This window comes from Pedobacter sp., assembly GCF_041662865.1.
GTDB lineage: Bacteria > Bacteroidota > Bacteroidia > Sphingobacteriales > Sphingobacteriaceae > Pedobacter.
On record NZ_JBAZRL010000001.1, the window covers coordinates 85,786 to 112,488 of the forward strand.

Annotated in this window: 21 protein-coding genes; 16 read left to right on the top strand and 5 right to left on the bottom strand. The window is 35.2% G+C overall.

Translation table 11 applies throughout. The annotated features are described in order from the left end of the window. Positions 1-465 (bottom strand): RNA polymerase sigma factor, encoded by a 465-nt coding sequence (locus tag WC622_RS00390; RefSeq protein WP_372816182.1) that lies wholly within the window; start codon positions 463-465, stop codon positions 1-3. A gap of 398 nt (positions 466-863) precedes the next feature. Next, positions 864-2,510, bottom strand: a complete 1,647-nt coding sequence (gene pgi / locus WC622_RS00395) for a glucose-6-phosphate isomerase (protein ID WP_372816184.1) — start codon at positions 2,508-2,510, stop codon at positions 864-866. Positions 2,511-2,696: 186 nt separating this feature from the next. On the opposite strand from pgi, the gene WC622_RS00400 reads away from it, so the two are divergent. The 4 genes from WC622_RS00400 (at position 2,697) to WC622_RS00415 (ending at position 6,645) form a co-directional block, all read left to right on the top strand. Further along, the gene (locus WC622_RS00400) at positions 2,697-3,902 is read left to right on the top strand and encodes a hypothetical protein (RefSeq protein WP_372816186.1); all 1,206 of its coding nucleotides are present in this window, start codon (positions 2,697-2,699) and stop codon (positions 3,900-3,902) included. Between the two features lie 157 nt (positions 3,903-4,059). Continuing rightward, positions 4,060-5,134, top strand: a protein-coding gene (gene prfB / locus WC622_RS00405; RefSeq protein ID WP_372816188.1) for a peptide chain release factor 2 whose coding sequence is annotated in 2 segments (ribosomal slippage) — positions 4,060-4,119 and positions 4,121-5,134 — 1,074 coding nt in all. Because the reading frame shifts where the segments join, the coding sequence is not laid out codon by codon here. A gap of 56 nt (positions 5,135-5,190) precedes the next feature. Next, positions 5,191-6,105, top strand: a complete 915-nt coding sequence (locus WC622_RS00410; protein WP_372816190.1) for an alpha/beta hydrolase — start codon at positions 5,191-5,193, stop codon at positions 6,103-6,105. Positions 6,106-6,108: 3 nt separating this feature from the next. Continuing rightward, complete coding sequence (locus tag WC622_RS00415) at positions 6,109-6,645, top strand: NADPH-dependent FMN reductase (RefSeq protein WP_372816192.1); 537 nt, start codon at positions 6,109-6,111, stop codon at positions 6,643-6,645. A 1-nt stretch (position 6,646) separates the two neighbouring features. On the opposite strand, the gene WC622_RS00420 is transcribed toward WC622_RS00415, so the two are convergent. Further along, positions 6,647-7,504, bottom strand: coding sequence for a transglutaminase-like domain-containing protein (locus WC622_RS00420; RefSeq protein ID WP_372816194.1), 858 nt, complete (start codon positions 7,502-7,504; stop codon positions 6,647-6,649). Positions 7,505-7,548: 44 nt separating this feature from the next. Between WC622_RS00420 and WC622_RS00425 the strand changes: the two genes are divergently transcribed. The 4 genes from WC622_RS00425 (at position 7,549) to WC622_RS00440 (ending at position 12,839) form a co-directional block, all read left to right on the top strand. Next, positions 7,549-8,331 (top strand): O-methyltransferase, encoded by a 783-nt coding sequence (locus WC622_RS00425; RefSeq protein WP_372816196.1) that lies wholly within the window; start codon positions 7,549-7,551, stop codon positions 8,329-8,331. Between the two features lie 305 nt (positions 8,332-8,636). Further along, positions 8,637-8,999, top strand: a complete 363-nt coding sequence (locus WC622_RS00430; protein WP_372816198.1) for a BlaI/MecI/CopY family transcriptional regulator — start codon at positions 8,637-8,639, stop codon at positions 8,997-8,999. Between the two features lie 2 nt (positions 9,000-9,001). Further along, a complete protein-coding gene (locus tag WC622_RS00435) occupies positions 9,002-10,642 on the top strand; it encodes a M56 family metallopeptidase (RefSeq protein ID WP_372816200.1) in 1,641 nt (546 codons plus the stop codon). Between the two features lie 10 nt (positions 10,643-10,652). Beyond that, a complete protein-coding gene (locus WC622_RS00440; protein WP_372816202.1) occupies positions 10,653-12,839 on the top strand; it encodes an N-acetylmuramoyl-L-alanine amidase in 2,187 nt (728 codons plus the stop codon). A 136-nt stretch (positions 12,840-12,975) separates the two neighbouring features. Here WC622_RS00440 and WC622_RS00445 read toward each other — a convergent pair whose 3' ends face one another. After that, positions 12,976-15,150 (bottom strand): penicillin acylase family protein, encoded by a 2,175-nt coding sequence (locus WC622_RS00445; RefSeq protein WP_372816204.1) that lies wholly within the window; start codon positions 15,148-15,150, stop codon positions 12,976-12,978. A 164-nt stretch (positions 15,151-15,314) separates the two neighbouring features. Here WC622_RS00445 and WC622_RS00450 point away from each other — a divergent pair, with 164 nt between their 5' ends. Both WC622_RS00450 and WC622_RS00455 read left to right on the top strand, forming a co-directional pair. Then, positions 15,315-16,181, top strand: a complete 867-nt coding sequence (locus tag WC622_RS00450) for a DUF3667 domain-containing protein (protein WP_372816206.1) — start codon at positions 15,315-15,317, stop codon at positions 16,179-16,181. A 123-nt stretch (positions 16,182-16,304) separates the two neighbouring features. Next, positions 16,305-16,652, top strand: coding sequence for a hypothetical protein (locus WC622_RS00455; protein ID WP_372816208.1), 348 nt, complete (start codon positions 16,305-16,307; stop codon positions 16,650-16,652). Positions 16,653-16,680: 28 nt separating this feature from the next. Here WC622_RS00455 and WC622_RS00460 read toward each other — a convergent pair whose 3' ends face one another. Continuing rightward, positions 16,681-17,811, bottom strand: a complete 1,131-nt coding sequence (locus WC622_RS00460; RefSeq protein ID WP_372816210.1) for a BamA/TamA family outer membrane protein — start codon at positions 17,809-17,811, stop codon at positions 16,681-16,683. Positions 17,812-18,130: 319 nt separating this feature from the next. Between WC622_RS00460 and WC622_RS00465 the strand changes: the two genes are divergently transcribed. The 6 genes from WC622_RS00465 to WC622_RS00490 all read left to right on the top strand — a co-directional run bounded on the left by WC622_RS00465 (position 18,131) and on the right by WC622_RS00490 (position 26,694). Further along, complete coding sequence (locus WC622_RS00465) at positions 18,131-19,111, top strand: deoxyhypusine synthase family protein (protein ID WP_372816212.1); 981 nt, start codon at positions 18,131-18,133, stop codon at positions 19,109-19,111. A 568-nt stretch (positions 19,112-19,679) separates the two neighbouring features. Next, positions 19,680-20,969, top strand: coding sequence for a c-type cytochrome (locus WC622_RS00470; protein WP_372816214.1), 1,290 nt, complete (start codon positions 19,680-19,682; stop codon positions 20,967-20,969). Positions 20,970-21,017: 48 nt separating this feature from the next. Continuing rightward, a complete protein-coding gene (locus WC622_RS00475) occupies positions 21,018-24,077 on the top strand; it encodes a TAT-variant-translocated molybdopterin oxidoreductase (RefSeq protein ID WP_372816216.1) in 3,060 nt (1,019 codons plus the stop codon). Between the two features lie 25 nt (positions 24,078-24,102). After that, positions 24,103-25,575 carry an NrfD/PsrC family molybdoenzyme membrane anchor subunit gene (gene nrfD, locus WC622_RS00480; RefSeq protein ID WP_372816218.1) on the top strand — a complete coding sequence of 491 codons (1,473 nt, stop codon included), beginning with the start codon at positions 24,103-24,105 and terminating at the stop codon, positions 25,573-25,575. 2 nt (positions 25,576-25,577) lie between these two features. Further along, complete coding sequence (locus tag WC622_RS00485; protein WP_372816220.1) at positions 25,578-26,114, top strand: DUF3341 domain-containing protein; 537 nt, start codon at positions 25,578-25,580, stop codon at positions 26,112-26,114. Further along, the gene (locus WC622_RS00490) at positions 26,098-26,694 is read left to right on the top strand and encodes a cytochrome c (protein ID WP_372816359.1); all 597 of its coding nucleotides are present in this window, start codon (positions 26,098-26,100) and stop codon (positions 26,692-26,694) included. Before WC622_RS00485 ends, WC622_RS00490 begins: the two co-directional genes overlap by 17 nt. Positions 26,695-26,703 lie beyond the last annotated feature (9 nt).

Consider the following 26,703-nt stretch of genomic DNA (forward strand, 5'->3'; position numbering starts at 1 on the left):
TTAATAATTAATTTTTTGTTTGCTGTGCTCAGGTGTTTCGGCTATCATCTTTTTTAAATTTTCTCTAGCTTTAAATAAGTTAGATTTTGAAGTGCCCACTGAAATGGATAGCATACTCGAAATTTCTTCATGCGAATAGCCATCTATGGCAAATAAATTGAAAACTGTTCTATAAGCGTGAGATAGTTTTTGAACTAACTTTATAAGATCATTATAATTTAAATGGGAGAGAATGTTTTCACTATCTTCCACTTCGTGTTTATCATTTAGTTCTTCCATTTCTATTTTTTTTATGCGACTTCTGTAATAGTCAATAGATGTATTAATCATTAGTGTACTTAACCAAGTTTTAAAGGAACGCTCTCTATCGTATCGATGGATATTCATAAAAACCTTCATAAAACCATCATTTACCATTTCAACAGCTTCATCTTTATTTTTTGCATAACGTAAACAAATCCTCATGGCATAACCATAGTAAAGCCGATAAAGTCCTTTCTGACTTCGTCGGTCTTTTTTTATACAGCCATTAATTAGTTCAGGTGTCAACAAAATGAATTCAATCTAGATTAGTTCAGTTATTAGCAATTACGGTAGATAATTAATAAAGGTTGCCTGCGCTTAAGAAATTTATGTATAAATTATTGTATAAAGAAAAATCGCCACTTAATTGATTTATTTTCAACTAAATGGCGATTTGAAAAAGTTAGTCCGTAGTAGTTTCCATTATGCTCGTCATTCCCGTGAAAACGGGAACCGTAATGTATAAAAAAGCCTCCTATTGCATTACGATTCCCAATCGAGTTGGGAATGACGACAGTATAGAAAAGCCTATTTATCGAATAGAGGTTAATGAACCATCTTTATCTCCAGCTTTTATACAAATTTATTAATCCATTTGTAGATGAATCATGCGTAGTAACAGATTGATTATCTTTTAATTCTGGTTGTATTTTCTGTGCCAATTGTTTGCCTAATTCAACTCCCCATTGGTCAAAGCTGAAAATGTTCCAAATAATGCCTTGTACAAATATCTTGTGTTCGTACAACGCAATTAAACTCCCTAAACTATATGGGGTTACTTTTTTTAATAAAATTGAATTAGTAGGTCTGTTGCCATCAAATACTTTAAATGGCGCTAATTCTTTTATTTGACTTTCGGACTTTCCGGACTCTTTCAATTCTTTTATCACTTCTTCTTCACTTTTGCCGTTCATTAAAGCTTCAGTTTGGGCGAAGAAATTAGATAATAAAATAGCATGATGATCGCCCAATGGATTTAAGCTATGCGCTGGTGCAATGAAATCGCAAGGAATTAAACGAGTACCTTGGTGGATTAATTGATAAAAAGCATGCTGACCATTTGTTCCTGGTTCACCCCAAATTACCGGACCTGTTTCATAATCTACTGCGTTTCCATTCCTATCTACATGCTTGCCATTGCTTTCCATATCTCCTTGTTGAAAATAAGCCGCAAAGCGATGCAAATATTGATCATATGGTAAAATGGCATGCGTTTCTGCATTGAAAAAGTTAATATACCAAACTCCTAATAAGCCTAAAATTACAGGAATGTTTTGCTCAAATGGTGTAGTTTCAAAATGTTGATCGCTAGCATGTGCACCAGCTAATAACTGCTTAAAATTATCGAAACCTATACCTAACGAAATAGAAAGTCCAATGGCGCTCCATAATGAATAACGACCACCAACCCAATCCCAAAACTCGAACATGTTTTCAGTGTCAATTCCAAAAGCAGCAACATCCTTCGCATTTGTACTAAGTGCAGCAAAATGCTTAGCAATATCTTCAGTTTTAGCGCCACTGTTTAAAAACCATTCTCTTGCACTATGCGCATTAGTCATGGTTTCTTGTGTGGTAAAAGTTTTAGATGCCACTAAAAATAAAGTCGTTTCAGGATTTACGCTTTTTAAAGTTTCTGCCAAATGAGTTCCATCAATATTAGAAACAAAATGCAAATTTAAACGTGTTTTGTAAGCCTTTAATGCTTCGGTAACCATTACTGGACCTAAATCTGAGCCACCTATCCCAATGTTTACAATGTCTGTAATTGCTTTGCCAGTATAGCCTTTCCATTCCTCAGAAATAATGGCATTGCTGAATTTTTCCATTTTGGTTAAAACGGCATTTACATCAGGCATTACATCTTTACCATCCACCAAAATAGGTTTATTACTTTGGTTGCGCAGGGCGATATGTAAAACTGGTCTACCCTCAGTTTCATTAATTTTATCACCACTAAACATCGCTTTTATCGCATCATCTAATTTGCATTCGCGAGCTAATTGAATGAGTAAGGTTAATGTGGTATCGTTAATTCTATTCTTAGAAAAATCAACTAAAATATCCTCTAATAAAATGGAAAACTTTTTAAACCGTTCTTCATCTCCAGTAAATAAACTTTTTAAGTTGGTTTCGTTGATGTCTATAAAGTGATCTGCTAAATATTTATAGGCAGAAGTAGTAGTAAAATCTATTTTTGGAAGCATAACTGAATATTTATTAATGTAAATCTACAAATACAAAACATTAATCTTGATGATAAGTTCAAAGTTGTTGTAGTATTTAATTTAAAAATAAATACTACTGACTATATAAAAATTCACACCATCAATAATTCAACTAGTTTTTAAAAGAAATTATTATTTAAACTTATATTGCAAAAAAATCGCTTAATGTCTAAAACGCTTTCACTCGCAGGCCTATGTTGCCTTGTCATCTATTTATTTACTTTGAGTTCTTGTGCTAAGGAAATTCAAAAGGACATAGAAACTAAGACACTTAGGGATACAGTCAAGATAATAGACACATTAGATGTTGACAGGCCAATAAATTTCAAAGCTACCAAAGGGTTATTTGGCACTAAAATCAATGTTTCTTGGACGCCTATGCCACTTGCTCAAAAGTATCAACTCTACAAATTCAATGAGACAACGCAGAAATACGTTTTATTAAAAGAACTGTCTGATACTACTTTTGATGATGCAGCAATTGCTAAGCCCTTAACTAAAAACTTTTATAAAGTAAGAACATTTAATGGTGCAACTTCCTTTAGTAGGTTTAGTGATGCAGATTTTGGTTATACCTCTGGGTTAAACTATTACAAATATTTGGCTTTTGGATCAGAAGGCTCTGGGGCATCACAGTTTAATTTTGCAATGCACATTACTTCAGATGCTAATGGTAATATATATGTGAGTGACGAAGGCGCAAATAGAGTTTTGAAATTTAGTTCTACAGGAGCTTTTTTAGAACAGTTTTATAGTGGCTCTGGAGCGAGAGCAATGGCGTTTTTTACCAATGGAAATTATGTTGCAACCAGAACACAAAGCCAAACGTATGTTCAATTATTCAATTCCAATAAGCAGCTCATTAGAGAATGGGGTACTTATGGTACTGGAGACAGTAACTTCGGCAATATAGAAGAGCTAACTATAGATGATGAACAAAATATTTGGATTGTTGACGGGGTAAATCACCGAATCAAAAAATATGACCAGAACGGAAATCTGTTATTGAAATTTGGGAAACAGGGAACGGCTGCCGGAGACTTTGATGCTCCTTTTGGAATTTGTTATTTCAAGAATAAAATTTATGTTAGTGACACCAGAAATAGTAGGATACAAGTTTTTGATAAAACAGGAAAATATTTAAGCACGTTTACAAATAAGAATTCTTATTATGCCATTAAGGCCAAAGGCGACAATTTATATATCGCAACTTCAAGTTACATTATTAAAACAGATGAAAATGGTGATGTACAAGAAAAAATTGGAGAAGGGCAGTTTCAACTTGCCGTCGGAGTAACAATTGGTCCGAATGATGAAGTGATAGTTTGTGATGTTTATGGAAGAAAAATCGTCGTTTTTAGAAAGGGATAACTAATTTATGAAAGTGAATTTACGCGAGGAGTAAAAGCTTGTGTGACATGACATTTGATTTGACGATCAAGAAAAAATAGCACTTTATAACGTAAGTTTATTTTGTTATTGGCTTGCAGCTTTAGTCTTTGAGCATCAGTTTTTCTATATTTGCTATATGACTAAAGAATTAATTCAGGATTTAAGGGACAGAGTAACGTCGCTGAGGAGGTATCTTTGACGTTGAAAACCGACTAGAAGATATTCGTATTGAGCAAGAACTAACCTTGCAACCCAATTTTTGGGACGACCCTAAAAAAGCAGAAAAACATATTGCGGAAATTAATGCAAAGAAAATCTGGACAGATGGTTGGCAAAAAGCCAATGCTGCTGTAGAAGATGTGGAAGTGCTGTATGAATTTTTTCAAAGTGGCGATGCTACTGAACAAGAACTTCAAGAGCAATTTGATATAAGTTTAAAAGCTGTTGAAGATTTGGAGTTGAAGAACATGCTCAAAACCAAACAAGATTCATTAAATGCTGTAGTTCAAATTACAGCAGGGGCAGGCGGCACAGAAAGTTGCGATTGGGCATACATGCTCATGCGGATGTATTTAATGTGGGCGGAGAAAAACGGCTATAAAGTGAAAGAGCAAGATTATCAAGAAGGAGAGGTTGCAGGTATTAAGTCGGTAACGATTGAAATTGAAGGCGAGTTTGCCTACGGTTACCTAAAAGGAGAAAACGGAGTACACCGTTTGGTACGAATTTCTCCATTTGATTCAAATGCTCGTCGTCATACTTCATTTGCGTCCGTTTATGTGTATCCATTAGTGGATGATACGATACAAATTGACATCAATCCTGCAGATGTAGAATTCGAAACGTTTAGGGCCGGTGGTGCAGGTGGACAAAACGTAAATAAAGTAGAAACCGCGGTTCGTTTATACCATAAGCCTTCTGGTATCATCATTAAAAATCAAGAATCTAGATCTCAATTACAGAACAAGGAAAATGCGTTGCGTTTGCTAAAATCACAATTGTATGAAATAGAGCAACGCAAACGTGATGAAGAAACAGCTTTAATTGAAGGTTCTAAAAAGAAAATTGAATGGGGTTCGCAAATTAGAAGCTATGTGTTGGATGATAGACGTGTAAAAGATCATCGAACTAATTATCAAACATCAAATCCCCAAGCAGTGCTTGATGGAGACATAAACGAATTTTTGAAAGCATATTTAATGGAGTTTTAAATTATAAGGGCAATTAAACAATTTTTGATACTTTTAAACTGTAATAAAATCATCCGATGAAACGACTATTCATTTTTGTATTTTCTCTTTTTATAGTAATGGAAGTAAACGCTCAACAAGTTATTCCACTTTATAACGGTGCAATTCCAGGAGCAAAGACTCCACCTGCGGAATATAAAGAAACCTCAGTAACAGGTGCAGATGGCGTAACGAGAGTTAGTAAAGTCACAGATCCATCGTTAATAGCCTATATTCCTGCTAAACCAAATGGTACGGCAGTAATTATTTGTCCAGGCGGTGGATATGGAATATTAGCCATTGATAAAGAAGGGAATAAAGTCGCTAAAAAATTCAACGAAGTAGGAATAACAGCTTTTGTGTTAAAATACCGTTTGCCCAATGATTTAATTATGGATGATAAATCGATGGGGCCATTACAAGATGCGATGCAAGCTATTTATTTAGTGCGTAAAAATGCAAATGTATGGGGCATAAACCCCGCTAAAATAGGCGTAATGGGTTTTTCTGCTGGTGGACATTTAGCGGCTAGTTTAAGTGTTCATTACAACGACATGAAAGTTCAAAATCAAGAGAATATCAGTTTAAAACCAAATTTCTCTTTGTTAATCTATCCTGTAATTAATTTTGGAAGTTATACTCACGCTGGCTCAGTTAAAAATTTATTAGGTGATCAACCTACAGATGCTCAAAGACGTTATTTCTCTGCCGAACTTCATGTCAATGCACAAACTCCACCAACATTTTTAGTGCACGCTAATAACGATGGTTCAGTACCAGTTAAAAATAGTTTAGCGTATGATGAAGCTTTAGCAAAAAATAAAGTTTCATCAGAAATGCACATTTACCAAGCAGGCGGACATGGTTTTGGTTTAAATAATACCACAACAAAAGAAAATTGGTTTGAAACAATGAAAAATTGGATGCGGAGCAATAACCTATTGTCGGAGTAAACTGTGACTGCTAAAAAGAAAATATTAGCAATTATTGGAAGTACAAGAGCAAATTCATCCAACCTTAAGTTAGTTGCTAAAATAGAAGCACTATCCAAAGAGATTTTCGATTTTACCATTTTTGATGAGATTTCAAGTCTACCACATTTTAATCCAGACCTTGACAATGACCATCCACCAGAAAGTGTAGTCAGCTTTCGGGAAAAAATTGCTGGAGCAGACGGCATATTGATTTGCACACCTGAATACGTTTTTAGCTTACCAGGAAGTTTAAAGAATGCAATTGAATGGTGTGTTTCTACAACGGTCTTTTCTCAAAAACCAGTCGGCTTAATTACGGCATCAGCTTCTGGGGATAAGGCAAGTGAAGAATTGCAATTAATTATGCAAACACTCGAAACCAGATTTAATGAGGATACAACTTTGCTTATCAAAGGAATAAAAGGGAAGATTAACGATCAATTAGAAATTGCGGATCCAGATACATTATCCAACGTGTTAACATTTATTACTGCTTTTCAGGACTTATTAAAGCAATAGCCTACTCCGATAAAATATCCTGCAATTCTTTTAATTCTTCTACTTTTTCTGCAGCACCCAAATTTTCGTATGCCGAAATAAGATTACGAATAATGCGACGGATGATTTCAGTGTTGCTACAAGGCGAATAAAATCCAGGTTGCGGCTCTAAATTCAGTTGACGTAAAAACTGATCTACATCGTGTTTCCCAAAAATGGCACCTTTATTAAATGCATTAATATAAAAAAGCACCCCATATTCTTTTTCAGCATTGCTCTCATCAATGTAACCTAAAATAAAATGCTGAGGTAAATTCACTCCATAAACCGGAATATCTAATTTTTGAGCTAACGTAGCATAAATAATGGCTAAGGATATTTGATTTCCTTTTTTACTTTCTAAAACCTGATTTAAGTACGAATTTTGTGGATCGTGATGATTTTTGGTATTGCCACCAAATCCATACTGATTATAAAAAACATGATTAATGAGTTTAATCTTTTCAATAGAACTCATTTCATATTGTAAACCCACCCAAATTTCTCGCTTAATTTCTTCAATCTGATTAATAATAGCTTGCTCATCTAAATCTGGATACTGATAGCGATTGATAATTAAAGCACCCTGCAATAAATCAAATGCACCACTTTGATACCATAAATTAAGATCTTCTTTAACGTTATTAAACTGGATGGTGTGGACAATATTTTCAATTCGTTCTTGCAATAAAGTGTCTAAAGATTGCTCCCAAGCACTTTCTAAATACGTAATTACCTCATTGCCGTAGCTTAAGAGGCGCTGTTGCACATGCTGATAGATTTCCTCATCAGGATCATCTAATAATTTAACTAAAGCATCTATTTCCGCAAGATTTTCCATTAAAAATGCAAATTACAATTTTCTGTTTGCTTATTTTTGCGCTTATGGTTTTTCAATTCTTTGTCGATTATCTTCAACATCGTTTTACCGCTAAAAGTAGACACGGTACGCATTCGCCCTTTGTTTATAAGCTTACTGATGAGGTAATTTACGACTTTTCTGCAAAAAAAGTATACAACAGCATTGAAGACCAGCGAAAAAAACTTTTAAATGACGATAGATTAATCACCGTAACTGATTTGGGCGCAGGCTCACACCTGAATAAAAATCGCACAAAGAAAGTAAGCCAAATAGCAAAGAATGCACTAAAAAACCCACGTTTAGCACAGTTGATTTACCGTTTAGTTGTAAATCAACACCCACAAAACGTGATTGAGTTGGGCACTTGTCTAGGAATTACAACTGCATATTTAGCGAAAGCAGTACCAGATGCAGCTATATTAACTATAGAAGGTTGTCCAGAAACTGCTGCAGTAGCGTATCAAAACTTTAACGAGCTAGGTTTAAACAACATCGAATTACAAGTTGGTAATTTTAATGATCTCTTGCCAAAGGCGATAAACGAAGCTGAAAAATTAGACTTTGTGTATATAGACGGTAACCATACCAAAGAAGCAACGCTGAATTACTTTAACTGGTGTTTGCCAAAAATCCATGAAAATTCACTGCTCATTTTTGATGATATTTATTGGAGTAAAGGCATGAAAGAAGCCTGGGAAGAAATTAAAAATCATCCTCAAGTTGCCATTACCATCGATTTATTTTGGATAGGCTTAGTTTACTTCAAAAAAGGACAAGCCAAAGAACACTTCAAGATTAAGTTTTAATCCTTTTACCACATAGGAACATAGAAAGCATAGGAAGGTTTACTTAATTTATTTATCGTTTAGTGTCTCATCGACCGAAATTTTAGGCGCTGATACGCAGATTATTTCTTTAGATCATTTTAATCTGCGCATCTGCGGCTAAGGCAATTATCGCATCTTATTTATCGGATATCATCTCCCATTTATCATTGAGAGCGTAAGCGAATAACCTTAGGTTTAAAATTATTATGCTAATAATCAATTCTTTAGCTGTTATAACGTATTTTTTAGTTGTATAACTGAAAATTAAGTTATAGCTTTAGTCTATGGAAGAATTAACTAAGGCAGAAGAACGCATTATGCAAGTTTTATGGAAACTGCAAACTGCATTTGTAAAAGATATCATCGACGAATTGGAGGAGGAACCCAAACCACCATACAATACCATTTCGTCAATTGTTAGGCTTTTAGAAAAGAAAGGGTATGTAAGCTATAAAGCGTATGGCAAAACCTATGAGTATTTTCCAGCTATCAGTAAAGAAGACTATACCAAAACTACTTTCTCCAAACTATTTTCGGGTTATTTCGATAATTCGCCAACAAGTCTATTATCATTTATGGTAAAAGAAGAAAAATTGAGCCAAAGTGATATCGAAGAATTAAAAGCTTTAATTAATAAAAAATCATAAGTATGGAATGGCTCATCTATCTTTTTAAAGTAAGCGTATGCTCTGGGTTGTTCTTTGCATTTTACCTGCTGTTTTTACGCAAATTAACCTTTTTTAAAGCCAATCGTTTTTATTTGCTTTCAGCATTATTGTTAAGCTTTATTATTCCAACGTTAAATTTTAAAGTAGAACGAGCAGCTCCTGAAATCGTTAACCGTGTGATTTTCCAACAGGAAACTCCAATTGCGGGCGGTACTCAAGTTGCCACTCCAATAGTAACTCAACGTTTAGATTGGCAATTCTTATTAATTTCAACCTATAAAATACTTGTGATAGGTTTATTACTAATCACTGCATGGCGCTTGTTTCAATTGCTAAGCTTTACAAGACGACCAACTCGTGAAATCAATGGGCTAAAATTAGTATCCAAAACGAATGGATTTACCAACTGCTCTTTTTTCAACTATGTTTTTATAGATCAAAATAGCTTAACAGATAAAGAATTAGAGCTTTTATTGAAACATGAAGAAGTACATGCCAAACAATACCACTCATTTGATAAGCTTTTGCTGATGATTACAAAAGCCATATTATGGTTTAACCCGATCATCTACTTATATGATAAAGCATTAGAGCAAACACACGAATATGAAGCGGATGAGGTGACGTCTCAAGATTTTGGGACGGCACCTTATGCTACCCTTTTATTAAAGCTAGCAGTAGCTAGGGGGAATATGCCACTCATTCACAACTTCGTGAAAAGTCCATTAAAAGAAAGAATAAAAATGTTATACAATTCAAAATCAAAAGACATGAAAAAATTTAGGTATGTATTGGCAATGCCAATAGGTTTAGTATTAGTTTGGGGCTTCGCAGTAAATGTGGTTTATGCTCAATCGAAAGAAACCGAAGTAAAAGAAGTAAAAATAGTAGGTAGAACCGTACCTCTAGAAGTAAAAGAAGTACCAATTAAAGTTAGCGGTGTGCAGATAAAAGCTAGAGAAAATGCTGTTGTGGCCGGTAATGTGGTAAGAGTTACTGAGAAAAGAGGTGATGTTGCTGTTACAGTAACCGGAGTACAAGCGATAAATGGAAGAGTAGCTGGTGTTGAAAGATTAAATGCTATCTCTGTTAATGGAGGAGTAATTACAGAGGTAAGACCAGCTGTTGATAGATTAACTGGTGTTACAGTTGCTGGCACTAATAATATGCAAATAAATTGGGATCATGGTGCGGTAACAACAACAGGTGTGCAAGGCATCACTTCAACGAATGCTAGAGTAACCGGAGTAAGAGGTACCCAAGTTTTAGCGGCAGTAACAGAGCAACCTATAGCTGTTAGAAGTAGAAAAGCAAGTACGGAAGAAGAAGTGTATTATGAAAGATATACAGAAATAGGAAGAAGTGGTGAAGCACATGATGTAGCAGTAATAAAAACGGCAAAAGGCAGTTCCGCTGCTATTGAACTTCCTAGAAATGGAAGAGTGATGATTTATGTAGACGGAGTTCCTTACACTGAAAGTCAAGCTGCAGGACTTAAAAAAGTAATGATTGAAAAGTATAACATGGTTTCAGCTTGTGAAAAAGGGAGTACTAAGTTTGCTACATTATATCCAGACCTTGTAGGTAAATACGATGGAGTTCTTGAATTAAAATCTAACTAAAACACTACCTATGGAATGGTTCACCTACCTCTTAAAAGTAAGCGCTTGCACAGCTTTATTCTTTGCATTTTATCTATTAGTTTTAAGGAAACTGACCTTTTTTAAGATTAATCGATTTTATTTGCTAGGCAGTTTAGTACTGAGTTTTATTATTCCTGCATTGCAGTTTACCATAGAAAGAGAAGTTGCACAAAGCACTGCAATTGAACAACCTACTGTTTTGCAAAATGTAGACTTAGGAGGAGCTGCTTTTACCACACCAATTGTTGTTGGCGCAGGAACTGGAGATGTAGAGGTTGAACCGTTCGATTGGTATGGTTTGCTACCATACCTATATACTGCTATTGTTGTTGGTTTGTTAGCGGTAGCTGCATGGCGCTTATTTCAATTGTACAAGCACACTAGAACAAAAGCACATGAAGTAAATGGACTAAAATTGGTAGCTAAAAGTGTAGGGTTTACCAATTGTTCCTTTTTTAATTATGTTTTTATCGATCAAAATAGTTTAACAGAAACTGAATTACAGGTTTTACTGCGGCACGAAGAGGTACACGCTAAGCAACTTCACTCGATAGATAAAATTCTGTTAATGCTAGCTAAAGCAGTGTTATGGTTTAATCCGATAATTTATTTATACGATAAAGCATTAGAACAGACACATGAGTACGAGGCAGATGAGGCCACATCCTTAAACGTTGGAACAGAACACTATGCTCATCTATTATTAAAATTAGCTGTCAGCAAAAATACAATGCCGCTCATTCACAACTTTGTGAAAAGCCCTATTAAAGAAAGAATAAAAATGTTGTTTAATTCAAAATCTAAAAACATGAAAAAATTTATGTACTTGTTAGCATTGCCAATTGGATTGGGATTGTTATGGGGCTTTACGGTAGATGTTGTTGATGTATTTCCTAAAGTTAAAACAGCAACTGGAAATGAATTTACTTTAATATTGGATGCCGGCCATGGAGGTAAAGAAAGCGGTGCCGAAATGAAGGGATATAAAGAAAAAGATATCACCTTAACATTTACAAAAAAGATTAAAGCTTTGGCAGAAGCTAAAGGGATTAAAGTGGTAACTACTCGTAATAGCGATGAAAAAATAAGCTTAGCCGACAGATTAAAACCACAAGGAGATTTCTTGCTTTCTATTCATGTAAATAGCGAACCGATTAAGACGAATGGCTCAAGGAATGGAATAGAAATGTATACGCCAACTTCAGATAAAAAGCTAAATTGGTTTAAATCAACTAGCATGACTTATGGTTTATATCAAAATCTAAAAACTGTAGATGGTATTAAAACAGGCAATAAACCAATTCAAAAGAAATTATTTCTATTACAAAATTCTAATGCAGCAGGGTTGGTATTGGAGATGGGCTATTTAACGAATGAACAAGATTTAAAAACCATTACCAATGAAGCTAAGCAAAATGAATTGGCTGAAGCAATAGTTAATGGAATACTGCATTATAAAGAATTTCTAAAAACAGATAAAGAAATAGAATCGCAGTTGAATGGTGAAACATTACAATCGCCTCCTAAACCAAATCAAAACCAGCCATTGAATAAAAAAGCGAGTACAACGTCTAAAGATGGCCAAAAAGGAGAAAGTGTAGCTGCCACAGTTTACCCCAAACCAGTAATCATCTCTTCATCAAATATAAGCGTTGATACAAAATACGATGTTTCTTATCTTAAGAATGCGGTAATCTCAATAGGAGAAAATAGGTTAAAGGGCGAAGAAATTGCATTTGATAAAAGAAATGAAAGGTTAACAGCAAAGAACGCCCAACTTAAATTAAAAGGGGGAATTGAGGTTGCAGAAAAGTATATCATTTATGATGTGAAAAAAGGGACATACATCACTAATAAAACCCCAGGCAGTACTATCCAAGTAAATTCTGATGCATACGAGTTAGTCACTAAATTAAAGGCAGATAATGATTCTTTACAAATGTATACGATAATGGATAAAACCTTGGTCGTAAGTGGTAAAGTGAAATCAAATATTGGTAAGTTTTCATATATTGCCAAAGTAGTTACCGTAGATAAAAGTTCTAATATAATGACTATTCATGCAGGAACTTTAACAACTCCAGAAGGGTATAAAATAAGTGGTGACAAGATTGAATATAATGCCCTCCTCAAAACATTTACAGTAACTGAACCTTTGGGTAGCGTTTATAAATAATATTTCTTTTGTCATTCATAGCATAGCGAATAACTTCTTACTTATTAAGAGATTCCTTCGAAGTCGGATCCGATAGCTATCGGATGACAAATAAATTAGAAAAACATAAATCTGCGCCTCTGCGGCTAAAAACCACTTATTCACCAGGTTGGTAACTCCGCTCTATATGTTTTAGCACATCTTCCTTATAAAACAACACATCTTTAAATTGTCCTTTACTATACATTAAAGCCTGATCGTTAAAATGTTTTGACGTTGGATCTCCACTATTCCCACCAGCTAAAATAGATTTTGCTTTAATTCTTTTACCAAACTCAACAGCACAAACAAAGCTATTGCCACTATAACCATAACGTTTGTTGGTTCTAAAAGTAGTACTTACAAAAGAACCCAATTGACCCCACATCGCTGAACCAAAACCTACTGGGATGCTAGGCGAATTATCATCATATTTTTCGGTAACAGCACCAGTTAACCGCTGAAAGCGATTCACTTCTCCCCATGCAATTTGCCATTTACCAAAGCGTTTGGTTAAATCGGCGAGCGTAGCTTTTAACGGATCTAATAATTCATTTGGTCTGGCTACTTTGGCAAATTCTTTAGTAGCCTCTACCTGATCCATATCTCCTGGATTAATGTACACTTTACGTATGGACGAATTTAATCGTGGAGCCCATTCACTTGCTAAAGTAGTAGCTTCAGAATTTTCTCCCGATCTATAATCCCATTCTTTTAAAATGGAAATTGGCGCTTTCAATTCTTCTAATAGCGGATCACTTTGTGGTAATTGGGCATACGCTTTTAATAAAGCCGGAATTAGCACTTCAAAACCAGGCATATAACTATCGTAGCCAGTAGCAATCACTTTGTCCAAAGTGTACTTTATAGGTCTACTCAACAATTTAACTGCTGCAACTCCTCTAAAATTCTCTCCATCTGGAGCCATGTAAGTTGGGTAATTTGCTTTAATCGGACTATTTTTCCCTGCCGAACTAAATGGTGTAGAATTACAGTTTTGCAACCAACCATTAGGCGGATTGTACACATGAACCATATCTTTCACTTGGTGTAAACCTTTCCAAGCAGTGGCGGATGTAGAACCATCTACTACCTCACTCCAATTGTATGTTGCGTCTCGTATTGGAATAAAATTCCCATGCCAATAGGCGATGTTTCCTTGTGCATCTGCATAAACCGTATTGTTAGAAGCATTCGCTTTTAAGTCCATGGCTTTCTGATAATCACTAAAGCTTTTGGCTTTGGTACGCACCCAACTTTGTACTAAACTTTGGGTGTTTCTATTCTTAGATTTTAAACTAATCCATTTACCGTCTCTTATCGCCATAACAGGACCATTATTAGTGAAATAAGTAGTAAAGCTTTTGGTTTTTAAAGTAGCCCCGTCGCGGTAGCGGATAGTTATTTTTTTCTCCACAACTGGGACTTTCTTTTTATTGTATTCGTAAACTAATCCTTTATCCGTTTTACTTATTTTTTCGGCATACATATCGGCAATATCTACATTGTTAGACGTGTGCATCCAACCGCAATGCTCGTTAAAACCTTGGTATACGAAAAACTGACCCCACGTTACAGCACCATATGCATTCAAACCCTCTTCACTTTGCATTTGCACTTCCGGTCTAAAATAAAATGTAGTATGTGGGTTGATATACAAAATTGCATTCCCAGATTCAGTCATGGATGGTGCAAAAGCAAATCCATTTGATCCACTATGTTGGTCTTTTATAACCGGAACATAAGCAGTTGGAGAATGGTCGCCAGTATAAAATTTCTTAAGTTCTTCTAGTGTTAAATCAGCCGTGTTTATTGCACCAATACTGCCATCAGTCCATAATAAGGCATACCAAGGTTTAAACCGTTGCAATAATGCAGGTCTAACTTGTGGGTTTTTATACAAATAATAATTAACGCCAGCGGCATAGGCATCCAATAATTTCTTAAGCCAAGGTTGTGCTTTTTGATAATCAGCTATAGCCTCAGTCGAATCTATTAATAAACGAATTTGCAGGTCATTAAAAAGACTTCTTTCTCCATTAATTTCAGCTAACCTGCCTAATTTTTCTACATAATTAAGCTCAACTCTTTTAAAATCATCTTCACATTGTGCATACAATAAACCGAAAACAGCATCGGCATCTGTTTTACCATATACATGTGGAATTCCCCAATTATCTCGTATAATAGTTACTTTTTTAGCTTGTGCTTGATAAGCGGCAATTTCTGTAGCAGTAAATTTTTGAGCGAAAACAGAAAAGGGAAGTAAGAGAAGCAACACTAATTTTTTCATAAACCAAGTATTAAAGGCACAGTATGATGCGAAGACCTAAATTGAGAAATATTTTTGATTTATAGAGTAGTATGATATAACCGACTTTAAATTAATAGATTACACATGGAATTTCATTTGCTTTAGTATAGATAAATATCGAAATTAGTTATAAATCTAAACTCATGCGCCACAAAACAACAGTTAACCCTACTGTCGAAAATAAAACCGAATGCATTTCTTGCGGATCAGTATTAACTGGAAATTATTGTAGCGTTTGTGGCGAGAAAAGATTTGAGCTTCATGATTTAGCGTTGAAACACTATGCTGAAGAATCGATTGAAGGGATTACCCATTTCGATAATAAGTTCTTTAAATCGGTTGAACTTTTAATTACTAAACCAGGTTTGCTGGCATTAGACTTTTGTCGAGGTAAAAGAGTGCCTTTTATGCGCCCATTTGCTTTGTTCTTTGTCTGTAATATCTTTTATTTCTTGCTAATTGGGCAAAATAACCTTTTTTCTACTCCATTAACTAGCTTTTATAATTTTTATCCATTTACTGAATTTCATACTAAAGAAATTATAAATCAGGTTGCTCCTACAAACGAAAAGTTTAAAGTTGTTGCCACAATCTTTAACCAAAAGATGGGGATAGAATCGAAAGCCTTTTTAGCGCTTTTCATCCCTTTACTTGCAATTGGTGGTGTTTTGGTATACAAAAGGAGGTATCTATCAGAGCATTTAATCTTTAGTACATATCTGTTCGCCTTCTTATTGTTGTTCTACACTTTTATTGGTTCCTGCATCACAAATCCCTATTACTATTTCTTTGTAAAAGGTAATTACGATAGCACCTATGATTTGGTCAGTGCATTAACAGCTTGGATCATTTTTGGAGTGTATTGTTTTTTTGCATCAAGGAGATTTTATAAAGCGTCTATAATTCGATCAGTTATTGGATCTTTAGTAATCATGCTGTTGTTCTTGGTGTGTTTATATGGGTATAGAATGTTGCTTTTCTTTAAAATTATTGATTCAATTGGTATATAGATTTCATTTAAAACAATATCTTCAATTTAATCAAAAAATCCAAGTCATTTAAATATGGTAAAAATACTTTTCCAATGCATAATAGTGGTTTTTTTTGTTGCACTAATCATAATAACTATAAATTTGTTTCCTAAGTATAAGTATACATATTTTAAGTCGCCTGATAAACAACATATTGTAACTCGCGTGGATTATGATGGCAAAACATATTTTACATATGGGAAATATGAATCTAAAAAAATCCCGCAAAATTATATTTCACCAGACTATTCAGGTTTTAATTCAGGATTTGAACTTTTTCTTTTTTTTGAAGGAGATACAGCTACTTTATATGCTCAATACGGAACATTTACAAGTATCGGAGAAAATAGCAGATTAAAATCAGAAGTTTTTAAGGGATATGGTAATGATCCAGTTTTCTTCAATATGAAAAATGACAATACGGGTAAATATTACTTTTTGACTAATTAAGGACACTTTCTTTTATATAAATACCATATTAAAATGCCTCTGCTAAACTAATATAAAAACCACTCTGACGCTTTTCATTTGCTTTTTTCTCTCCAACACCATAATCTAAGCGAACACTTAATCCTTTAGCAGTATCAAAGAAATACCGTCCACCCACACCATAATTAGGTTTTAAATCATCGAGAGATAAATTGCCATTGGAGAAAACTTTTCCTCCGCCAGCAAAGGCAACGATGCCAAACCTGTTCATAAAGCGGTAGCGCAATTCTGCTTGGGCTGTCAGTAAGTTTTCATCACGATAGCGCCCAGTATAATAACCACGCATAATTTCGTCGTTACCCAACTGCGGCAACAAGTAAAAAGGTGTTTGTGTACCCTGCACAGTATGGTACAAGCCCTGTACGCCTAAAACTACTTTTTGGGCCAACGACCAAAAATTACGCACATTTACTTTTATTTGACTACCTGTAAAATGGCTGCCACCAAAAACATCAGGCGCATATTGATAGGTTATTCTACCAAAAAAGCCCCTTGTTGGATAATTATTAGAATTTCTAGTATCGTAACTTTGAGATAAACCAACATAAACGACCGAACCACCAGCTCTATCGTATAAAATAGGTGATGAACTGTAAATTCCACCTGTCATTTTATCAGTAAAACTATAATTTTCAAACCCTAAAGAAAGTCCGGTATAGGCATTTTTAATAAACGTTTTTTCCGCATCTAATAAGATTTTTATTTGTTGTTGCACCAACTTGTCTTCATCACTTTTTTGAGTGTCATTCCCTATGCCGTAAAAATTGAAAGGTGTTTTTTTAAACCTTACTTCGCCAATAAAATGATAGCGATTGCCTTTTGTCCAAGCATCACCTTTTAGTGTTAAGTTATATGTCTTTTTAGTAGAGTAAGAAGCCGTGCCCGAGAAATTAGAGCTCCGGTTTGTGGTATCTTTTCTATCCATATAAAAAGAATAAAGTGCACCTAAGCCAAATTCAAACCCTGTTTCTTGTGCATAGCCCAATACGGGTATAGGCATAAAACTAGCTTTACGAGTGGTGTCTTTTTCGTTGGATAATAATTTTTGTATTAGTTTTTTTTGCGCAAAAAGTGATTGAGTAGTTAGCGCCAAAAGCAAAAAGAGGCAGATTTTTTTCATCGGTACAAAGTAAAGGATTTATTGTTTAATAAGTATCTAGCCATCTCCATATTAACTAATAGTTAAATGACTAAAATTAAGTTCTTCTTCGGAGCTTCTTCGGAGTTCGTTCGGAGTTCGTTCGGAGTTTGTTCGGAGTTTTGGTGATATATCCGAACAAACTCCGACTAAATACCGAATTAGAAGGGTATTAAAGCTGACATAAAATATCATAATCTAACTATTAGTTAAACTGAATGTTTGTGAACGAGTAAGCAATAGTCCATTTTACAGTTAACCTAAAATATGTACTTTTGCAGCAAACAATAAAAATATACAGATGAGTACGACAAGAGGACCGATATCGAAATTTATGGAGACTAACTATCTTCATTTTAACGCTGCGGCAATGATGGATGCAGCTAAAGGTTACGAAACCCATTTAGATGAAGGTGGAAAAATGATGATTACCCTTGCAGGTGCAATGAGTACAGCAGAATTGGGTATTTCTTTGGCAGAAATGATTAGACAAGATAAAGTGGCTATTATTTCTTGTACAGGTGCAAACTTAGAGGAAGATATTATGAACCTTGTTGCGCACTCGCATTATAAACGCGTTCCTAACTACCGTGATTTAAGTGCACAAGATGAATGGGATTTATTAGAAAACCATTATAACCGTGTAACCGATACTTGTATTCCAGAAGAGGAAGCATTTCGTCGTTTACAAAAACACATTCACAAAATTTGGAAAGATGCTGAGGCTTCAGGCGAGCGCTATTTTCCACATGAGTTTATGTACAAAATGTTGTTGAGTGGAGATTTAGAGCAATACTATGAAATTGATCCTAAAAATTCATGGATGTTGGCAGCTGCCGAAAAGAATTTACCAATCGTGGTTCCAGGATGGGAAGACTCAACGATGGGAAATATCTTCGCATCTTATGTGATGAAAAATGAATTAAAAGCAACTACCATGAAAAGTGGTATTGAATATATGGGTTATTTAGCAGATTGGTATATCGCAAACTCTGCTGGCAAAGGCATTGGCTTTTTCCAAATTGGTGGCGGTATAGCTGGAGATTTCCCGATTTGTGTAGTGCCTATGCTATATCAAGATATGGAAATGGAGAATATTCCCTTCTGGAGTTATTTCTGTCAGATATCTGATTCTACAACTTCGTATGGTTCTTATTCAGGTGCAGTGCCAAATGAGAAAATCACTTGGGGTAAATTAGATATCCATACACCTAAATTTATCGTAGAATCGGATGCTACAATTGTAGCGCCATTGATTTTTGCGTGGATATTGAAAATGTAAGTTTTTGCCGCTGATTAGCAGATTGAGAAAATATAATTTTTGAGCCACAAATGAACAGATTAGAAAAGGATGTTAAATAAATTCCATAAATGCATAATCTGTTAATCTGTGGCTATTTAATGGGTACATGAAAGGTGCAAACTTTTTTGCCGCTGATAAGGAGATGAGAATTTAAATTCATATTAGTTCGAGTTTGTGGAAGACCTTAGTGCAGATCCTTCGACAGGCTCAGGATGACAATCGATTATGTTTCATGTACATGAAAAAATAAAATCTGCGCATCTGCGGCTAGCAAATAAACAGGGTATTTACTTATTATCATATCTCCAAATTTTTTTCGAAAAGATAAGCTTAAGAGAATCAGCAGTATTTTAAAAATTGCTGATTTTTTATCTTTTAAAGCAGAAAATGCAATAATTTAGAATGATTATAAATTGTATTTCAGTGTCATTAATATGTCATTGGTATCTTAATAAATTTTACTTTTGTTCAAATCTTTCTGAATGGCTAAGTCAAATCATCATCTAGATTTAAAATTTATTTCAAAAAAAAGCATAAAATACTCATTATGAGGAATATCTCATTAATTTTTAAGAAAGTTTGGAAGTCGGCATTTGTTTTTGCGTCTTTATCTTTTTTAATTGTAACTGTAACACAGGCGCAAGATGTAGTAGCTGGTAGAACATTATTCAAAGCAAAGTGTGCTTCGTGCCATGCGCTAGATCATGATGTAACAGGTCCAGCACTTACTCCAAAAGTGAATGAACTTGATGAAACCTTTTTAATTGCGTGGATTAAAAACAACGTTGCTTTAAGGGCTTCTGGAAATGCACAAGCTATAGAGGCTGCAAAGTTTTCTCCTTCAGAGATGACTGCTTTCCCTACGTTAAAAGATGAAGAAATTAAAAACATCATCGCTTATGCAAAAGCAGGAGAGCCTAAAAAAGTTGCAGAAGTAGGTGCGGCTGTTAAAGACGAAGGCACTTCAAGTCTTTCAATCGTTGGTGTAATTGCCATCATTATCCTATCTATTATTGTATTGGTGGTTTTAGGCCGTGCAGTAAAAATGTTAGAGCGTTTAATTCTACAAAAACAAGGTATCGACATTGTTGAAGAAGAAAATGTATCTCTTGCTACAGGGGTTAGAACATTATTCAAAAACAAAAAATTTGTTGCCTTCTTTGTATTGTGCTTAATCATTGTATTAGGTTCATTCGGTTGGATGGGCATGTGGGAAACAGGTGTACACACAGGTTATCAACCTGTACAACCAATTAAATTCTCACACGAATTACATGCTGGTATCAATCAAATCGATTGTCAGTATTGTCACTCTGGTGCATTTAAATCAAAGAACTCTACTATTCCTTCGCTTAACGTTTGTATGAACTGTCATAAAAACGTACAAGCTAGAAAGGATGATGGCCAGATTTCTCCAGAAATTCAGAAAATATACAATGCTTTAGGTTACGATGCTGATAAACAGACTTACGATAAAACTAAGGAAAAACCAATCGAGTGGGTTCGTGTTCACAACTTGCCAGATTTTGCTTATTTCAATCACTCACAACACGTAGTAGTTGGAGAAGCAGCAATTCGTAAAGAAAAAGGCATTAATCCAAAAGACCCAGTATGTTTCGCTTGCCATGGTCCAGTTAATACAATGGAAGAAATTTATCAGTATTCTCCATTAACTATGAAATGGTGTATCAATTGCCATAAAGATGCAGATATCTCTGGTAAGAAAAATGATGCTTTCTATGCGAACATTATAGCAGCGCATGAGAAAATTAAAAAAGGCGAAAAAATTACTCCAGCCATGTTAGGTGGTTTAGAGTGTGGTAAATGCCATTATTAATTAATAGAGTTTAGTAAAGAACGTTCGATAAACAGTAATAGAGCTTAAATGGAAAGCAATAAAAAATACTGGAAAGGCTTAGAGGAGCTTAAAAACACTCCCGATTTTGTTGAAAACAACAAAAACGAATTTGCAGAGCCACTTCCAATAGAAGATGTTTTAAGTGAAGCAGGATTAAGTACCGTTACCCCACGCCGCGACTTTTTAAAAGCCTTAGGTTTTGGTTTAGGTGCGGTAACCTTAGCAGCTTGTCAAACAACACCTGTACATAAATCAATTCCGTATTTAATTAGACCGGAAGAAGTTGTGCCAGGTATCCCTAACTATTATGTTTCGACTTTTAAAGGTCAAAGCGTATTGGTTAAAACAGTAGTTGGTAGACCAATTAAAATAGAGGTTAATCCAAATGCTGGCATATTTAGTACAGGTACAGATGCACAAGCTCAGGCTTCTGTATTAGATTTGTACGATGTATCTAAATTAAAAGCACCTTTGCTTAAAAAAGCAGAAACAACTTGGAGTAAATTAGATGAGTTTGTAAAAGGTGAATTAAACAAAGCGCAAGCTTCAGGTAAAAAAATTCGCATTGTTTCATCTAGCTTAAATAGCCCATCGGCTAAAGCAGTTGTTACAGATTTTGCGGCTAAATACCCTACTACAAAACATGTACAATACGATGCGGTATCTTATACAGGTATCATCAAAGCAAATGAAAACAGCTTTGGTAAAGCAGTATTGCCAAAATATAACTTTGATAAAGCAGACTTAATTGTAAGTTTCGCTGCCGATTTCTTAGGAACTTGGATTAGCGGAGAAGAATTTACTGCTCAATATGTTTCTAACAGAAATCATAAATCGTTAGAAAAAGGTAAAATGTCTCGCCACTTTCAGTTTGAAACTGGTATGAGCTTAACAGGTACTAACGCTGATACACGTATTCCGATTAAATTATCTGAAGAAGGTCCAGCTTTAATTACCTTATATAATGCAATTACAGGAAGCAATTTGGCTGGCGGAACATTGGGTAATAACACCAATGCCGATAAAGCTTTAAAATTGGTTGCTAAAGAACTACTTCAGAACAAAGGAAAATCTCTAGTAGTTTCTGGTTCTAATGATGTTTCTACTCAAACGTTAGTAAATGCAATTAACTCCGCTATTGGTAGTTATGGTACTACTATCGATTTAGATAATGCGAATAAACGTTACGAAGGTAATGATTCAGAATTTGCAGAATTGATTAATGAAATGAACAGAGGCGAAGTTGCCGCGGTATTCTTCTTAAATTCAAACCCTGTTTACGATGCAACTAATTCAAAAGCATTTACAGATGCATTAGCTAAAGTAGCATTGAAAGTTTCTTTCTCAGACAGAGTTGATGAAACTTCAGATAACTGTGATGTTATTGCCATTACACCTAACTATTTAGAATCATGGGGTGATGCAAATACATACGAAGGTTTCTATTCTATAGTACAACCAACCATCAATCCTGTATTTAACTCACGTCAAGCAGAGCAAAGTTTATTAATCTGGTCTGATGGAGCTGTTCAAGATTACTACCAATATGTACGTAACAATTGGGAGAAAAACATTTTACCTACTGTAGGTAAAACTTGGAACGATGTATTGCAAAGCGGTGTAGTTATTGCCCCTGCAAAATCTGTTGGAGCTTATAATTTCGCTCTTTCTTTAGATGCAGTTGCTACTTCAATTGCAAATAGCAGCAAAGCTTTAGCTAAAGGAAACGGAAAAGATACGTTAGAATTACATGTATACGAAAGCATTCCGATGCGTGATGGAAAACATGCTAACAATGCATTCTTACAAGAATTACCTGATCCAGTTTCTAAAGTAACTTGGGATAACTATTTAGCGATTTCGCCTAAACAAGCTGAAGCATCTGGTTACAAAGAATTTGATGTAGTAACAATTAAGGATGAAAAAGGAACATCAATTGATTTGCCTGTATTAATTCAACCAGGTCAGGCAATGGGTACGGCTTCTGTAGCTTTAGGTTACGGACGTACTAAAGTTGGTAAGGCTGGTGATAATGTTGGTAAAAACGCTTTCCCTTTTGTAAGTTTTAACAACGGTACATTAAAATATGCTACTACTGTTAAATTAACAGGAACTGGAATGACAGATGAATTAGCGCAAACACAAACGCACTATTCATTTGAAGGTAGAAATATTATTCGCGAAGCGAGTTTAAAGGATTACTTAAAAGATCCAGCTGCTGGTTCTGGTAATCACCATAAACATAAAGTTTACGATTTATGGACAACAGATAAATACGAGAAATTAGGTAACGACTGGGTAATGGCAATCGATTTGAATGCGTGTACTGGTTGTGGTTCTTGTATTGTTGCATGTAACGTAGAAAATAACATTCCTGTTGTTGGTAAAGATGAAGTTCGTAGACGTAGAGAAATGCACTGGTTGCGTATCGATCGTTACTACAGCTTTAACGATGAGAAAACAGGTGAAAATGTAACTGAAGAAAAAGAAATCGCTCACATGAGCAATTTAGATAATGTTTCAGTTGTTCATCAACCAATGTTATGCCAACACTGTGATCACGCACCTTGCGAAACAGTTTGTCCGGTATTAGCAACTGTACACTCATCAGATGGTTTAAACCACATGGCTTACAACCGTTGCGTAGGTACACGTTATTGCGCAAACAACTGTCCATACAAAGTTCGTCGTTTCAACTGGTTTAACTACTGGAATGATTCACGTTTCGATAACTACTTAAACAATGAGTTTACACAATTAGTATTAAATCCAGATGTTACTACACGTTCTCGTGGGGTAATGGAGAAATGCTCTATGTGTATTCAACGTATCCAAGCTGGTAAATTAACAGCTAAAATGGAAAAACGTGCACTAAAAGACGGAGATATCAAAATGGCTTGTCAACAAGCTTGTTCAGCTAACGCGATTATCTTCGGTGATAAAAACGATCCAAATTCAGAAGTATCGAAATTATTGCGTAGTGAACGTACGTACTACGTTTTAGAAGAAATCAACGTACAACCAGGTATTGGTTATATGACGAAAATTAGAAATACAGATTCAGAAACTAAAGAAGTACACGCTTAAGCTCGTACTTACAGCAATATAAATTATGTCAGGACATAACGAATCAATTTTAAGAGAACCATTAATTACCGGTAAAGACATTACGTATGCTCAAATTACGAATGATATTTTACTACCGGTAGAAAACAAGCCGAACAGGGCTTGGTGGATTGGCTTTATCATCGCACTTTGTGGGGCTACACTTTGGGTAGTTGCCGTGAGTTACACTTTTTGGTTCGGTATCGGATCATGGGGTTTAAATAAAACAGTAGGATGGGCTTGGGATATCACCGGTTTCGTATGGTGGGTAGGTATTGGTCACGCAGGAACGCTAATTTCTGCTGTATTACTACTCTTCCGTCAAAATTGGCGTAACTCTATTAACCGTTCTGCAGAGGCGATGACTATTTTCGCCGTTATCTGCGCCGCAACATACGTAGTATCTCACATGGGTAGACCATGGTTAGCGTATTGGGTATTACCTTTACCAAATCAGTTTGGTTCACTTTGGGTAAACTTTAACTCGCCATTAGTATGGGATATGTTTGCGATTTCAACTTATTTCTCCGTATCATTATTGTTCTGGTATACAGGTTTATTGCCTGATATCGCGACGATTAGAGATAGAGCGGTAGGTATGCGTAAAAAAGTATATACTATCCTTTCTTTCGGTTGGACTGGTAACGTAAAAACTTGGCAACGTTTTGAGGCAGTATCTCTAATCTTAGCAGGTATTTCAACTCCACTAGTACTTTCGGTACACACAATTGTATCAATGGACTTTGCAACTTCGGTAATTCCGGGATGGCACACTACCATTTTCCCCCCATACTTTGTTGCTGGGGCGATTTTCTCAGGCTTTGCGATGGTGTTAACTTTATTATTGGTTGCACGTAAAGTATTAGGTTTAGAAAATTACATCACCATGTTCCACATCGAATCGATGAATAAGATTATCATCTTAACCGGTTCAATTGTAGGTGTGGCATACTTAACTGAGTTCTTTATCGCTTGGTATTCTGGTTCAGAATATGAGCAATATGCCTTCATTAACCGTTCTACTGGTCCTTACTGGTGGGCATATTGGATGATGATGACATGTAACGTAATCTCTCCACAGTTGTTATGGTTCAAAAAAATCCGTACCAGCATTGCAGCTACTTGGATTTTATCTATCGTAGTTAACATCGGTATGTGGTTTGAGCGTTTCGTAATTATTGTAACCTCTTTACACCGTGATTATTTACCATCAAGTTGGGCAATGTTCTATCCAACATGGGTTGATGTAAGTGTATTTGTAGGATCTATAGGTGTATTCTTTACTTTATTCCTATTGTTCTTAAGAGTATTGCCATCTATTGCGATAGCAGAGGTGAAATTATTGTTGAAGAGTGCTAGTGAGCAATCTAAAATGGAATTAATCAAAGACGGTCACTTGGATAAAGAACAAGTAGCTGAGTACATAGAGTCTTTAGATAAATTTGATAGTGTTAAACAAGAAGAATACGCAAAAATATAACAATGAGTAATATCAAATATATTTTAGGCAGTTTTGGCGATCCTGATGAAATGATGCATGGCATCGAAAAGTTGCAGGAAAATAACATCAAAATACATGATGTATATACGCCTATGCCTATCCACGGCATCGAAGCAAAATTAGGAGTTAAAAGATCTAGGTTAGATATAGCTGCATTCTTTTTCGGTATTACCGGAACGATAACTATGCTAACTGGAGTTTATTTAGCTACAACAGTAGATTGGCCAATTAACATTGGTGGTAAAACCCACTTCGCTTTACCAGATTTTATTCCAATAACTTTTGAGTTAACGATTTTATTTTGTGCTTTTGGCCTTGTAGGATCTTACTATGCTTCTACCCACTTGTTTCCGGGAAGAGCACCAAGAGTAATGGATTTACGTGCAACTGATGATCGTTTTATCATCGCAATAGATGCAAAACAAAATACTGAGCACACTAAAATTGACGAACTATTAAAAGGTGCTGGTGCTTTAGAAGTAAAGCATAATGAAAGGAAGTATGTTAGCTATGAATAAGAAGAATATAGTTTACGCCGCATTTATACTACTTGCTTCTGTGGCGATGCTTTCGGCTTGTAGAGATAAACGCAGTACAGGCTTAGAGTATGCAAGAAATATGTATGATCCAATTGCTTACAATCAGGATCAACCAAACAAAAACTTTGCAAATGGAGCAACTGCACAAACTCCACCAGCAAATACAGATCCAATTGGATTTGTAAGATATGAGTATGCTAATACAAAAGAAGGTTATGAAGCTTCTGCAGCATTAGTAAACCCTTTACCTTTAACCGAAAAGAATTTAGTAGAAGGTAAACACTTCTTCACTGTATTCTGTGCTCCATGCCATGGAGATAAAGGAGATGGTCAAGGTCATATCGTAAAACTAGATAAAGGTATCTCTGGAGTTCCAGCGTATCATGGAGCTGATGCAGTTTCATCACGTGGTGGATTAATGAAAGACATGCCAGCTGGTAAAATTTATCATACGATTATGTATGGTTTAAATGCAATGGGATCTCATGCTTCACAACTTACACCAACAGAAAGATGGAAAGTGGTGATGTATGTTCAACAATTACAAAAAATAAAATAAGAAAAGCAG

Excerpts from the sequence above, each read along its gene's own strand:
- WC622_RS00440 (WP_372816202.1), top strand. The coding sequence starts at position 10,653 with ATGGAATGGTTCACCTACCTCTTAAAAGTAAGCGCTTGCACAGCTTTA.
- pgi (WP_372816184.1), bottom strand. The coding sequence starts at position 2,510 with ATGCTTCCAAAAATAGATTTTACTACTACTTCTGCCTATAAATATTTA.
- WC622_RS00430 (WP_372816198.1), top strand. The coding sequence starts at position 8,637 with ATGGAAGAATTAACTAAGGCAGAAGAACGCATTATGCAAGTTTTATGG.
- WC622_RS00470 (WP_372816214.1), top strand. The coding sequence starts at position 19,680 with ATGAGGAATATCTCATTAATTTTTAAGAAAGTTTGGAAGTCGGCATTT.
- WC622_RS00465 (WP_372816212.1), top strand. The coding sequence starts at position 18,131 with ATGAGTACGACAAGAGGACCGATATCGAAATTTATGGAGACTAACTAT.
- WC622_RS00450 (WP_372816206.1), top strand. The coding sequence starts at position 15,315 with ATGCGCCACAAAACAACAGTTAACCCTACTGTCGAAAATAAAACCGAA.
- WC622_RS00390 (WP_372816182.1), bottom strand. The coding sequence starts at position 465 with ATGAGGATTTGTTTACGTTATGCAAAAAATAAAGATGAAGCTGTTGAA.
- WC622_RS00475 (WP_372816216.1), top strand. The coding sequence starts at position 21,018 with ATGGAAAGCAATAAAAAATACTGGAAAGGCTTAGAGGAGCTTAAAAAC.
- nrfD (WP_372816218.1), top strand. The coding sequence starts at position 24,103 with ATGTCAGGACATAACGAATCAATTTTAAGAGAACCATTAATTACCGGT.
- WC622_RS00410 (WP_372816190.1), top strand. The coding sequence starts at position 5,191 with ATGAAACGACTATTCATTTTTGTATTTTCTCTTTTTATAGTAATGGAA.
- WC622_RS00400 (WP_372816186.1), top strand. The coding sequence starts at position 2,697 with ATGTCTAAAACGCTTTCACTCGCAGGCCTATGTTGCCTTGTCATCTAT.
- WC622_RS00435 (WP_372816200.1), top strand. The coding sequence starts at position 9,002 with ATGGAATGGCTCATCTATCTTTTTAAAGTAAGCGTATGCTCTGGGTTG.
- WC622_RS00420 (WP_372816194.1), bottom strand. The coding sequence starts at position 7,504 with ATGGAAAATCTTGCGGAAATAGATGCTTTAGTTAAATTATTAGATGAT.
- WC622_RS00490 (WP_372816359.1), top strand. The coding sequence starts at position 26,098 with ATGTTAGCTATGAATAAGAAGAATATAGTTTACGCCGCATTTATACTA.
- WC622_RS00485 (WP_372816220.1), top strand. The coding sequence starts at position 25,578 with ATGAGTAATATCAAATATATTTTAGGCAGTTTTGGCGATCCTGATGAA.
- WC622_RS00425 (WP_372816196.1), top strand. The coding sequence starts at position 7,549 with ATGGTTTTTCAATTCTTTGTCGATTATCTTCAACATCGTTTTACCGCT.
- WC622_RS00460 (WP_372816210.1), bottom strand. The coding sequence starts at position 17,811 with ATGAAAAAAATCTGCCTCTTTTTGCTTTTGGCGCTAACTACTCAATCA.
- WC622_RS00445 (WP_372816204.1), bottom strand. The coding sequence starts at position 15,150 with ATGAAAAAATTAGTGTTGCTTCTCTTACTTCCCTTTTCTGTTTTCGCT.